This window comes from Amycolatopsis sp. NPDC114504, assembly GCF_055633595.1.
This window is the reverse complement of record NZ_JBVKDU010000006.1, coordinates 874218-886534: the sequence shown is the minus strand read 5'-3', so window position 1 is coordinate 886534 and position 12317 is coordinate 874218. Positions and strand designations below refer to the sequence as shown.

At 70.8% G+C, this 12317-nt stretch carries 11 protein-coding genes; 8 read left to right on the top strand and 3 right to left on the bottom strand.

Annotated features, from left to right (window positions below; translation table 11 throughout):
• Nucleotides 1-18: 18 nt before the first annotated feature.
• Together ACZ7PG_RS45735 and ACZ7PG_RS45730 are read right to left on the bottom strand one after the other, a co-directional pair.
• A complete protein-coding gene (locus ACZ7PG_RS45735) occupies nt 19-1134 on the bottom strand; it encodes a sensor histidine kinase (RefSeq protein ID WP_470245470.1) in 1116 nt (371 codons plus the stop codon).
• The gene (locus ACZ7PG_RS45730; protein WP_470245469.1) at nt 1125-2387 is read right to left on the bottom strand and encodes a nucleotide disphospho-sugar-binding domain-containing protein; all 1263 of its coding nucleotides are present in this window, start codon (nt 2385-2387) and stop codon (nt 1125-1127) included. The genes ACZ7PG_RS45735 and ACZ7PG_RS45730 overlap by 10 nt, the downstream gene beginning before the upstream one ends.
• 281 nt (nt 2388-2668) lie before the next feature.
• On the opposite strand from ACZ7PG_RS45730, the gene ACZ7PG_RS45725 reads away from it, so the two are divergent.
• Nucleotides 2669-3619, top strand: a complete 951-nt coding sequence (locus ACZ7PG_RS45725) for a proline iminopeptidase-family hydrolase (RefSeq protein ID WP_470245468.1) — start codon at nt 2669-2671, stop codon at nt 3617-3619.
• Nucleotides 3612-4571 carry an ACP S-malonyltransferase gene (locus tag ACZ7PG_RS45720; RefSeq protein WP_470245467.1) on the top strand — a complete coding sequence of 320 codons (960 nt, stop codon included), beginning with the start codon at nt 3612-3614 and terminating at the stop codon, nt 4569-4571. The genes ACZ7PG_RS45725 and ACZ7PG_RS45720 overlap by 8 nt, the downstream gene beginning before the upstream one ends.
• Here ACZ7PG_RS45720 and ACZ7PG_RS45715 read toward each other — a convergent pair.
• On the bottom strand, nt 4564-4809 hold the full coding sequence (locus tag ACZ7PG_RS45715; protein WP_284750721.1) for a phosphopantetheine-binding protein: 246 nt from the start codon (nt 4807-4809) through the stop codon (nt 4564-4566). The two genes, ACZ7PG_RS45720 and ACZ7PG_RS45715, sit on opposite strands and share 8 nt — an antisense overlap.
• Nucleotides 4810-4938: 129 nt before the next feature.
• Between ACZ7PG_RS45715 and ACZ7PG_RS45710 the strand changes: the two genes are divergently transcribed.
• The 6 genes from ACZ7PG_RS45710 (at nt 4939) to ACZ7PG_RS45685 (ending at nt 12216) form a co-directional block, all read left to right on the top strand.
• A complete protein-coding gene (locus ACZ7PG_RS45710) occupies nt 4939-6396 on the top strand; it encodes an AMP-binding protein (RefSeq protein WP_470245466.1) in 1458 nt (485 codons plus the stop codon).
• A gap of 229 nt (nt 6397-6625) precedes the next feature.
• Nucleotides 6626-8074, top strand: coding sequence for an AMP-binding protein (locus tag ACZ7PG_RS45705; protein ID WP_470245465.1), 1449 nt, complete (start codon nt 6626-6628; stop codon nt 8072-8074).
• Entirely contained in the window at nt 8071-9279 is a 1209-nt protein-coding gene (locus tag ACZ7PG_RS45700; protein WP_470245464.1) for a type III PLP-dependent enzyme domain-containing protein, read from the top strand. The genes ACZ7PG_RS45705 and ACZ7PG_RS45700 overlap by 4 nt, the downstream gene beginning before the upstream one ends.
• Nucleotides 9276-9752, top strand: coding sequence for a cobalamin B12-binding domain-containing protein (locus ACZ7PG_RS45695; RefSeq protein WP_470245463.1), 477 nt, complete (start codon nt 9276-9278; stop codon nt 9750-9752). Before ACZ7PG_RS45700 ends, ACZ7PG_RS45695 begins: the two co-directional genes overlap by 4 nt.
• Nucleotides 9749-11020: a methylaspartate mutase gene (locus tag ACZ7PG_RS45690; RefSeq protein ID WP_470245462.1), complete on the top strand. Its 1272-nt coding sequence runs from the start codon at nt 9749-9751 to the stop codon at nt 11018-11020. The genes ACZ7PG_RS45695 and ACZ7PG_RS45690 overlap by 4 nt, the downstream gene beginning before the upstream one ends.
• A gap of 38 nt (nt 11021-11058) precedes the next feature.
• Nucleotides 11059-12216, top strand: a complete 1158-nt coding sequence (locus ACZ7PG_RS45685) for a cytochrome P450 (protein ID WP_470245461.1) — start codon at nt 11059-11061, stop codon at nt 12214-12216.
• The last annotated feature ends 101 nt before the right edge of the window (nt 12217-12317 follow it).

Genomic DNA, 12317 nt, shown 5'->3' with positions numbered 1-12317 from the left:
TTCCCACTCCCAAGGGGTTCACCAGCGGACGGGCAGGTCGGCACGCACCACGGTCGGCCCGCCCACCGGGCTGACCACGGTGAGCACGCCGTCGATGGTCGCGGCCCGGTCGGCGAGCCCGGCCAGGCCGCCACCGGGACGGACGGAGGCACCGCCGTGACCGTTGTCGATGATCTCGACGACCACGGTCTCGTCGTCGCGGGTCACGCGCACCGACGCGCGGTCGGCGCCGGCGTGCTTCGAGATGTTGGTCAGCGTCTCGCTGACGATGAAGTACGTCGTGGTCTCCACCGGCGCCGGCGGGCGCGGGTCGACGCTCACCTCGACGTCGACCGGGATCGGCATCCGCGCGGTCAGCGACGACAGCGCCGCGTCGAGGCCGCGGTCCTGCAGCACCGGCGGGTAGATGCCGCGGGCGAGGTCGCGCAGCTCGGACACCGCGAGCTTGGCGTCCGCGTGCGCCGCGCCGATCAGCTCGCGCACGGCGACCGGGTCGTCGAGGTCGAGCTTCAACTGGGCTCGCCCCAGGCTCATCGCCACGGCCACCAGCCGCTGCTGGGCGCCGTCGTGCAGGTCGCGTTCGATGCGCCGGCGCTCGGCCTCGACCGCGTCGACGCCGCGGGCGCGCGAGTCGCTCAGCTGCCGGGTGCGGGCCTCCAGCTGCTGCGTCCGGTCCGGACCCAGCATCGACGCCGTCAGCGCGGCGTGCATCGCCCCGATCCGCGGCGCCACGAAGATCCCGAACGGCGGCACGGCGACCGAGACGATCCCGGCGACGAACTCGACGATACCCAGCGGGAACGCGAGCAGCACGTAGTTCACCTCGCGCCAGGTCGTCTGGTCGACCAGCCGGACCTGCCACGTCTGCAGCAGCCCGGGGCCGTGCTCCCGGCGCCGCGGCGGCGGGACGTCGACGTCGAGCATGCGGTGGACCCAGCGGCGCTCGAAGGCGGCGAAGCTCTGCACCATCGACGTGGCGGTGATCAGGATCGGGATGCCGACCCACAGCATGGTGGTGGCGATGCCGAGCAGCATCGTGACCAGCACGGCCACGAAGGCGGCGATCCGCATCGGCAGGCTCCCGATGAGGAACCCGATGGTGCGCACCACCTTCGGCCGGGCGGTCACCGGCATCGCGCGATCCGTTCCAGCTCCGGCACGAGGTCGTCGAGCGTCGGCGTGGCCAGCATCTCGTCGCGGACCTCGAGCGCGCACTCCCGGAAGGACGGTTCTTCCAACAGACGAATCAGTCCACTTCGGACGGACTGCGGCGTGACGTCCTCGAGGTCGAGCACCAGGCCGTTGCCGCGCTTCTCCTGGGCGACGGCGGAGACCCGCTCGCTCCAGGTGGTGCCGGGGATGACGAGCTGGGGGACGCCGTTGACGACCGCGTTGCCGATCGTCGCGCCGCCGCCCTGGTGGATGATGGCCGAGCAGCTCGCGAGGAGCTCGTTCATCGGCACGAAGTCGACCGCGCGCACGTTGTCCGGGACCTTCTTCACCGACGCGAGCTGGGACGCGTTGAGCGTCGCGATCACCTCGACGTCGAGGTCCGCGAGACCGTCGAGCAGGTCGGCCACCGACGTCTCTTCGACGCCGAGCACCTGCCGGTTCGAGATGCCCAGCGTCAGCATCACGCGTCGGCGTTCGGGCTTTTCCAGCACCCACGAGGGAATCGCCATCGGCTTGTTCTGCGGGATGAACCGCGCCGGCACGTAGTCGACGTCGACGCCGTCGTAGCGCAGGTAGGACGGGTGGCAGTCGAGGGTCTTGACGCCGTGGCGCAACGCCTCGTCGTACGACGCGCCGAAGCGGCCCACGGCGGCGGACATCCACTCGACGAACGGGTCGGGCGTGGTGTCTTCGGGATGAGCCGCACGCAGGTCGCGGTACTGCGCGGCGATCCGCGCGGTCTGGTCCGCCGCGTACATCATCCGCAGGTGCGGGACGCCGAGGGCGTGTGCGACGATCGGGGCCGCGTAGATCATCGGGTCCCAGACGACCAGGTCCGGCTGCCAGCCCTTCGCGAACCGCACCAGCTCGTCGAGCAGCGAGTCCGGGGTGGTCCAGCGGAAGACCTCGACCCAGTGCTCGTAGACCGTGCGGACGTATTCCTCGGTGTAGCGCTCCGGCCGGCTCTCGGAGATACGGAAGCCGCCCTGCATGGCGTTGTCGCCGTCCATCTGCAGCTGCCGGTGGCGGGCGATGTCGAGCTCGTCGCCGAACCACATCGCGTCGAGGCCGGTTTCGGCGAACGACGCCACCTCGCGCGGGTTGCACTGGCCGACGAAGCGCACCTCGTGCCCGGCCGCGGCGAGCGCCCAGCCCACCGGGGCCATGCTGTAGACGTGCGTCCTCGTCGGGAACACCATCATCATGACGCGCATCGACGCACTCTCCGAACTCGGGGGCGAAACACCGCTACAAGGGAAAAGGTAGTGGCGCGACGCCGTCAGGCCGACCCGGCAACGCGGCGGTAGGGGGCGGGAACCCCTGTTCCGGCGCGGATTCCTTCCGCGGCGCGGCGCCGTGCGCTAGGCAGGGCGAGCAAGCTTAGAACGGCTTTAGATGCCCCTTAGGGGCTGTGACGGCGGGCTCGCGGCGACTAGACATGAACGTGGGTCCGGCCGCGTGCGCCGGGTGCGAGGGAAACGAAGAGGTGATGAGCATGGCCGTGGCACCCATCACGAAGGGCTGGGTTCCCTTCGGCGGGTACCGCACCTGGTACCGGGTCACCGGCACCGCCGGGGGCGAGCTGCCCGCCGTCGTCGTGGTGCACGGCGGGCCGGGGAGCACGCACGACTACCTGCTGAACCTCTGCTCGCTCGCCGAGCACGGGTTCCCGGTCGTGCACTACGACCAGCTGGGCAGCGGCGGTTCGACGCGGCTGCCGGGCCAGGACGCGGACTTCTGGACTCCCGAGCTGTTCGGCGACGAGCTGGACAACCTGGTGCAGCAACTGGGCATCGAGGACAACTACGTCCTCTTCGGACAGTCGTGGGGCGGCCTGGTCGTCGCGCGGCACGCTGCCCAGCGTCCCGACGGCCTGCGCGGGCTGGTGATCGCCGACTCGCCGGCGTCGTACCCGCTGTGGCGCCAGGAGATGGACGTCCTGCGCGCTCAGCTGCCGCCGGGGGTCGACGACCAGCTGCGGGCGCACGAGGCCGCCGGCACCACCGGCGACCCGGAGTACTTCGAGCTGATGCGAGCGTTCTACGACCGGCACGTCTGCCGCGTGCTGCCGTGGCCGGCCGACTACCTGGCCTCGTTCATGGAGATGGCCGACGACAACACCGTCTACGCCACGATGAACGGCCCGAGCGAGTTCACCGTCACCGGCACGCTCAAGGACTACTCGGTGATCGACGTCCTCGACGACATCGAGGTGCCGACGCTGCTCGTGTCCGGGCGTCACGACGAAGCCACCCCCGTCACGATCCAGCCGTTCTTCGACCGGATCCACGACGTGCGCTGGGAGATCTTCGAGGACTCCAGCCACGTCCCGCACCTCGAGGAACCCGAACGGTTCCGCGAAGTCCTGCTGGGATTCCTCCAGGACATCCAGCCCACCGCACCCGCGAGCCGGGTCGCCGAACGAGAGGTCGCCAGCCATGGATGAGGCCACCCGGCCGGGATCGGCGGTCGTCTTCCCCGGGATGAGCCCTTGTCGCTTCGCCGACTTCGGCAAGTTCCTCCTCATCAACCCCTTCGCCCGCAAGCTGATCTCGCAGGCGAACGACCGGCTCGGCTACTCGCTGGTCGACCGCTTCCGCGAAACCGAGGGGGACTACTCGGCCTACGCCCAGGTCGGGTTCATGCTCACCTGCGTCGCCCTGGCCCAGTGGGCCGAGGAGGAGCAGGGGATGAGTCCCGACTACTGCGCCGGCCCGAGCTTCGGCGAGAAGCCGGCCAGCGTGTACGCCGGGTCGCTCACCTTCCCGGACGCGGTGTGGATGACGGCGGAGCTCGCCCGCTGCCTGACCGAGTTCTTCGCGACCGAGTACACCGACGTCGTGACGCACTCGTTCGTCCGCACCCCGGAGGAAAAGCTCACCGACGCCCTGTCCCAGCTGGAGGGGAAGGGCGAGTGGTTCGACATCTCGTGCTACATCGACCACGACTTCTACATGGTCTCGCTGCGCGAGCGGAACCTCGACTGGCTCAAGCAGACGGTCCGGAGCATGGGCGGGCTCTCCCTCTACACGATGCGGCCGCCGTTGCACTCGCGTGCGTTCGGCGCGCTGCGCCGCAAGGCGGAGGACGAGGTGCTCGGCGGCCTGGACTTCCACGACCCGCTGCTGCCGATCGTCGCCGACCAGGACGGCGAGATCCTGCGCAGCGGCGAGCAGGTGCGCACGATGCTGCTCGACAGCATCGTGAAACCGCTGCGCTGGCCGGACGTCGTGTCGACGCTGGCGGAGAACGGGGTCGGCAAGCTCTGGGTCGCGGGGCCGGACACGCTGTTCGGGCGCGTCCGCGTCACCACGAGCCGCTTCGAGGTGGTCACGGTGAACCCGCGGATGGCCCTGCAGCCCCGCCGCCGGGGAGCAGGACCGTCGCGAGTCAGCTAGCGGGCTGCAGGGCGGCCAGCGTGGTCCACAGCCGGCCGGGGTTCTCGAACGTCTCCAGGTTCAGGGCGTCGTCCTCGAACCGCACGTTGTAGCTCTGCTCCAGCACGGAGAGCAGCTCAACGGTGGCGAGCGAGTCCAGCCCGTACTCCCGCAGCGGCGTCTCGGCGGTCAGCGCCTCCTCGGCGGGCAGGAACGGGAGGTACGAGCGCAGCGTCTCGTCGAAAGTGCTGTCCCACATGGCTACTCCGGATCGCTAGGTTGGGATCTACCGAGAGGAAACCGACCGCCCGGTTCGGTTTTGGACTCTACCGCGCGTCACCGTCCCGGATCGACGCATCGGCACCCCTATTCATTGCGGAGGACGAAGATGGACACGGTGCTCACGGGCGGACCGCACATGCGGTTCCTGCGCGGCCTCGAGCTTTCCGGCGACGGCGTGGCCGTTCATGTCGGTGACCAGGCACTCACGTACGACCAGCTGCACGAGCTGGCCCTGCGGTGGGGCGGCGGGCTCGTGGAAGCCGGCGCCCGCACCGTAGGGGTGCTGGCGGGCAAGGGGGTCACCGCGTACGCGGGCATCCTGGCCGCGTTGTACGCCGGGGCGACGGTCGTGCCGCTGCGCCCGGACTTCCCGGCCGCGCGGACCGCCCAGATGGTCGAGGCCGCCGGCATCGACGTCGTCATCACCGATGGGCAGGCCCCGGCGGGGGTGCCCGTTCTCGACCGGCGTTCCGGCCGGGCCCTCTCGGCGCCGCTGGCGCCCGCCGACACGTCGTACGTGCTGTTCACCTCGGGGTCGACCGGACGTCCCAAGGGCGTCCGGATCGGGCGCACGGCGCTCGACCACTACTTCGGCCTGCTCGACGAGCGCTACGACTTCACCCCGGACGACGTCTTCTCGCAGACGTTCGACCTGAACTTCGACTGCGCGATGTTCGACCTGTTCTGCGCGTGGGGCGCGGGCGCGCCGGCGGTCGTGCTGCCGGGTGGGGCGTACCGGAACCTGCCGCGGTTCGCGGCCGAGCGCGGGCTCACCGTGTGGTTCTCCACGCCGAGTGCGATCGACCTCGTGCGTCGCACCGGTGGCCTGACCCCGGGTGCGCTGCCGGGGCTGCGGTGGAGCTTCTTCGCGGGGGAGGCCCTGACGGTCCGCGACACGGCCGACTGGCAGGCCGCGGCGGCGTCGTCGCTGGTCGAGAACCTGTACGGGCCCACCGAGCTGACCGTGACGGTGTCGGGGTACCGCTGGGACGACGTCGAGACGCCGCGGGTCGCGGTCAACGGCGTCGTGCCGATCGGCGAGGTGCACGCGGGGCACGACTACCTGCTCTTGGACGAAGACGCCGGCGAAGGCGAGCTGTGCATCGCCGGACCGCAGATGACCCCGGGCTATCTCGACCCGGCCGACGAGCGGGGCCGGTTCCTGGACCGCGACGGCAAGCGCTTCTACCGCACGGGCGACCGCGTCCGCCGGCTCGCCGACGGTCTCGCCTACCTCGGGCGGCTCGACTCCCAGGTCCAGGTGCTGGGCTGGCGCGTCGAGCTGACGGAGGTCGAGCACGCCCTGCGCGACTGCGGTGTCGGGGACGTGGTGGTGCTGGGCGTCGCCGGAGACGCGGGGACCGAGCTGTTCGTGTTCTACACCGGCGGCGAACGGCCGGTGCTGGAGATGGTGCGTGCGCTGCGGGCGGTGCTGCCGGAGGGCGTGATCCCGCGGCACTACCGGCACGTGGACGAGTTCCCGCTGAACTCCAACCGCAAGATCGACCGCAAGACCCTGGCGGCCCGCGCCGCCGACCTCCTGGCGCCCGCACCGGTGGGCTGAGCAGTCTGCCGCGGCTTGGTCGTGAGTGAGAAACAGGGTTAGAACACTGTTTCCCACTCACGACCGCTTTGGCGCGCCCGGACCCCGGTGAGATGGGCTTAGGGGCCGTTAGGGGTGGGGATCCGCAGGTCGGCGCGGCTAGCTTTTCGAAGGTCTCCAGGTGTGTCTTCCACTGGTGTGTTGTCCACGCCGGCCCGGTGATCCTTCGAGTCCATACGGAGTGGCAGTCGTGAACGATTCCTTGGTCCATTCTCTGCTCGACGCCGCGGTGGCCGACGCGGCCGGGGCGTCGGCCGTCCGCGACCGCGCCGGTGCGTGGACCTACGCGGAGCTCGACGCGTGGAGCCACGCCGTCGCCGTGGTGCTCGCGCGGCGCGGAGTCGGCCACGGCGACCGCGTCGTCGTGCAGCTACCCACCGACCGGGCGTTGGTCGCCCTCTTCTACGGGACGTCACGCCGTGGCGCGGTGTTCGTGCCGATCAACCCGGCGATGAAGAAGTTCCACTTCGACTCCGTCGTGGCCAACGCCGAACCCGTGCTGGTGCTGACGCCGGAGGAGTTCGGTCCCTTGTGGACCGAGGTCGAGGCAGCTCACGGCCAGCGCGCGGAAGCCGTCGACATCCACGAAGACGACATCGCCGTCCTCGTCTACACCTCCGGCAGCACCGCCGCGCCGAAGGGCGTGATCGGCCCGCACCGCCAGGTCACCTTCGCCACCCGCGCGATCCAGGAAGTCCTCGGCTACCGCCAGGACGACGTCGTGTTCTGCCGGTTCCCGATGTCGTGGGACTACGGCCTCTACAAGGTCCTGATGTCCACAGTGGGCCGCAGCGAGATCGTGCTCGCCGACGCCGAGTCGGACCTGCGGCTGCTGCAGCGGATGCGGGAGGTCGGTGCCACCGTCGTGCCGATCGTCCCGTCGCTGGCCACCATGATCGCCACGCTCGCCGCGCGCGACACCGAGCCGGCCGCGCCCGTGCGCCTGTTCACCAACACCGGCGCGGCCCTGCCCGACGCCACCATCGCCCAGCTGCGAGCCGCGTTCCCGCAGGCCAAGGTCGTCCGCCAGTTCGGGCAGACCGAGTGCAAGCGCATCACGATCATGCCCCCCGACGAGGACACCGAGCGCCCCGGCTCGTCTGGGCTGCCGCTGCCCGGCACGTCCGTGCTGATCCTCGCCGCCGACGGGACCGAGCTGCCGGCCGGGGACATCGGCGAGATCGTCGCCGCCGGGCCGCACGTCATGCCCGGCTACTGGCGCGCCCCCGAGATCTCCGCCCGCGCCTTCCGCCGCGACGAGGCGACCGGCGAGCTGCGCCTGCACACCGGCGACTACGGCCGCCTCGACGCCGACGGCTACCTGTACTTCGAGGGCCGCCGCGACGACATGTTCAAGCGCAAGGGCATCCGGATGTCCACTTTGGAGATCGAAGCCGCTGCGATGGACATCCCCGGTGTCCGCGCGGCCGGCGCGATCCCGCCGAGCGACGCGCGGGACCTCGCCATCTGCGTCGAGACCGACCTGCCGCCCACGACGGTGCTGCGCGAGCTGGCCAAGCGTCTCGAGCCGCAGAAGGTCCCGTCGCTGTGTCACGTCGTCGAAGAGTTCCCGCTGACGGCGCACGGCAAGAACGCCACGAAGGAACTCGCCCTGCTCGTGGAAGGCGCCCGCAAATGAGCCGCGACATCGCCGCCGAATACGGCACGCCCACCTACGTCTACGACCTCGATGTCGTCGCCGAGTCACGCGACCAGCTCTTCGGCCTGCTGCCCGAAGGCTTCCAGCTGTTCTACGCGCTGAAGTCCAACCCGCACCCCGAGATCGCCCGCGAGCTGCGCCGCGGCGGCTGCCGCGCGGAGATCAGCTCCACCGGCGAGCTGGCCAACGCGCTGCAGGCGGGGTTCGACCCCGCCGGGATCCTCTACACCGGACCTGGCAAGACGAACGACGAACTCGAGCACGCGATCGCGTCCGGCGTCCGGCTGTTCTCCGTCGAGTCGCTGACCGACCTGCAGCACGTCGGGGCCGCTGCCGAGAAGCACGGCGTCACGGCCTCCGCGCTGCTGCGGGTGAACACCACCGCGAGCAGCGGCGGCACCGGCATCCGGATGATGGGCCGGCCGTCGCAGTTCGGCATCGACGCCGAGACGCTGCCCGAGATCATGCCCGCGCTGAAGGCGGTCGTTGGCGCCCGGGTGGTCGGCGCGCACTTCTTCACCATGAGCAACGCCCAGGACGAGGACGCGCTGCTGGGGGAGTACGAGTTCGTGCTCACCTCGGCCGCGAAGCTGCGCGACGAGGTCGGGCTGCCGCTGGAGGTCCTGGACATCGGCGGCGGGTTCTCGTCGCCGTACGCGGTCCCGGGCCCGCGCACCGACTACCCGAAGCTGCGCTCGGGCCTCGAAACCCTGCTCGACCTGCACCTGCCCGAGTGGCGCGACGGCGGGATCGAGCTGGCCTGCGAGTCCGGCCGCTACCTGTCCGGCAGCTGCGGTTCGCTGCTGGCCGGCGTGGTGAACGTCAAGGACAGCCGCGGCAGCCGGTTCGTCGTGCTCGACGCCGGGATCAACGTCGTCGGCGGGCTGTCCGGGATCGGCAGGCTGCTCCCCGCGGCCGTCGGCATCGAAGAAACCGGCGACGCGACGGGCAGCCTCGTCGGTCCACTGTGTACTCCCGGCGACTCGCTCGCCAAGGCGGCGAAGCTGCCCGAGCTGGCTTCCGGCGACGTCGTCACCGTGCCGAACGTCGGCGCCTACGGCGTCACCGCGAGCCTCATCAGCTTCCTCGGCCGTCCCGCGCCGACGGAGGTCGTGGTGCGCGGTGACGAGGTCGTCTCGGTGTCCCGGTTGGACTACCAGCGCGTCTACGAGGTCTCGCCATGACGGAAGAACTGCACGCCTACGGCGCCGGGGTCGTCACCGAGCCGTCCCGGCGGACGGTGATCGTCAGCAGCATGGCGTCGGACTCCCACACCTGGAACCTGGTCTACCTCGAGCTGCTCGTCGGCGAGCTCGGCTTCGACGTGGTGAACCTCGGCGCGTGCGTGCCGGACGAGCTGCTGGAGTCGGAGTGCCTGAGCCGCCGCCCGTCGATGCTCGTGCTGAGCAGCGTCAACGGCCACGGCCACCAGGACGGCCTGCGCGTGATCCAGCGGCTGCGCGCCTTCCCCGAGCTGCGCACCATGCCGGTGGTGATCGGCGGCAAGCTCGGCGTCGGCGGGCCGCTGACCGCGGAGGAGACCGCGCAGCTGCTGCTCGCCGGGTTCGACGCGGTCTTCGACGACCAGCAGGGCGCGGCGTCGTTCCGCCGGTTCGCCGCGACGCTGTCGGCGGGCGCGGCCCAGGTGGAGGCGTGAGCTTCGAGGAGTTCGTCGCGCGACGCCATGCCGCGGGCGAGCTTGTCGTCCAGCCCCGCATGGGCTTCGCCGACCCCGCCGTCATGCGGGCCGGGCTGGCCGCGACCAAGAGCGCGGCCGCCGCGACCGTCGGCACAGTCACACTCGACAGCTACACCCGCGTCTGCGACACCGCTTCCGTGGCGCACGCGCTGCGCAACGGGATCGCCCTCAACGGCTACCCGATCGTCAACCACCCGCCCGAGGTCACCCGCGCGATGCTCGACGGCCTCGAAGGCCCGGACTTCCCGGTGCAGGTGCGCCACGGTTCGGCCCGGCCCGCGGACATCTTCCGCGCCATGATCGCCGCCGGCCTGCACGCCACCGAGGGCGGCCCGGTCTCCTACTGCCTGCCCTACAGCCGCACGCCGCTGGACGAGAGCGTCCGCAACTGGGCGCACTGCTGTGACCTGCTGCTCGACGCCGAACACCCGGGCGGACGGCCGCACCTGGAGACGTTCGGCGGCTGCATGATGGGCCAGCTCTGCCCGCCGAGCGAGCTGGTGGCGCTGTCCGTGCTGGAGGCGTTGTTCTTCTACCGCAAGGGCGTCCGCAGCATCTCCGTCAGCTACGCGCAGCAGACGAACATGACGCAGGACCAGGAAGCCGTCTCCGCGTTGCGCCGGCTGTGCGCCGCGCTGCTGCCCGAGGCCACCTGGCACGTCGTGATCTACGCCTACATGGGCCTGTTCCCGCGGACGTCGGAAGGCGCGCGGGGCCTGCTCGGGACGGCGGCCGAGCTGGCCGTGACCACCGGGTCGGAACGGCTCATCGTCAAGACCACCGCCGAGGCCCACCGGATCCCGACCGTCGCCGAGAACGTCGCGGCGCTGGAGCACGCGGGCGCGGTCGCGCGGCCGATCACCGGCCGGGCCACTGTGGACAGTGACAACCAGGTCTACCGCGAGGCGTACGCGCTCGTCGACGCCGTGCTGAACAGCCACGCCGACCTGGGCCGCGCGATCGTCGTCGCGTTCAAGCGCGGCCTGCTCGACGTCCCGTACTGCCTGCACCCGGACAACGCCGGGCAGGCGCGCAGCTACCTCGACCCGGCGGGCCGGCTCGGCTGGTCGGAGCTCGGGTCGCTGCCGCTGCGCCGCGTGGTCGAGAGCCACCACGCGGCCCGGATCACCTCGTCGACGCTGATGTCGGCGCTTTCCCACGTCCAGAACGCCTACGACGCCGAGGCGCTGGAACAACCGATGAGAGCGATTGGGGGCGAGTCGTGACGAGTTCACGCCGGACAGTCCGTGCGTATCCGTTCGACATGCACGAGATCTCCGTTTCCGAGCAGTACCACGTCCTGCAGCGCGAAGAGCCGATGAGCCGGGTGCAGATGCCCTTCGGCGAACCGGCCTGGCTGGCGACGAAGTACGCCGACGTCAAGCTGGTGACGACCGACCCGCGGTTCAGCCGGGAGCTCGCGCAGGGCCTCGACCAGCCGCGGATGCGCCGTCAGCAGATGGGCGACGGCATCATGGGGATGGACCCGCCGGACCACTCCAGGCTGCGCCGCCTGGTGGGCAAGGCGTTCACCGCGCGCCGGCTCGAGCAGATGCGCGACGGGGTGAAGGACCTGGTCAACCGGCTGCTCGACGACATGCAGGCCCAGGGCGACAGCGCCGACCTCATCGAGGACCTCGCGCGGCCGCTGCCGGTCACCGTGATCTGTGACCTGCTCGGCGTGCCGCAGGAGGACCACAAGATCTTCCGCGAGTGGACCCAGGCCCTGGTCAGCGATGCCACGGCCAAGGGCGACGTCCTCGACGTCTACGGCGACCAGCTCGACAACTACGTCGCCGGCCTGGTGGCCCAGCGCCGCGAGGAGCCGACCGACGACCTCCTCGGCGCGCTCGTCTACGCCCGTGACGCGGGGGACAAGCTCACCGAGAACGAGCTGATCTCGATCGCCGGCGCGGGCCTGCTGACCGGCGGCGTCGAGACGGTGTCGACGGCGCTGCCCAGCTTCGTCTTCACGTTGCTGACGCAGCCCGAGCTCCTCGAACAGCTGCGCGCGAACCCGGACATCATGCCCACGGCGATCGAAGAGCTGCTGCGGTACGTGCCGATCAACACCGCGGCGATGTTCGCCCGCTACGCCACCGAGGACATCCGCTTCGGCGACGTCGTCGTGCGCGCGGGCGACCCGGTGCTGCCGGCGCTGCACGCGGCCAACCGCGACCCGGAGGTCTTCGCCGACCCGGACCGGATCGACCTGACCCGCAAGCCGAACCCGCACGTGGCGTTCGGGCACGGCCCGCACCACTGCATCGGCGCGCAGCTGGCCCGGCTGGAGCTGCAGGAAGCGTTGAAGGCGATCCTGGCGCGGTTCCCGGACCTGCGGTTCGCGGACGGGCGCGAGGGCGTGAAGTGGGAGTACGGCGTGATCGTGCGGGGGCCTTCGCTGCTGCGCATCGCGTGGTGACTTCCCTCCCCTAGAAGCGTTTTCAGGGGATCCGGCCGCGTCGCGCGCCGACCTACGATCGAAAAAGACGACCTTGAGTGCTGGCTTGCTACAGCGGTGGA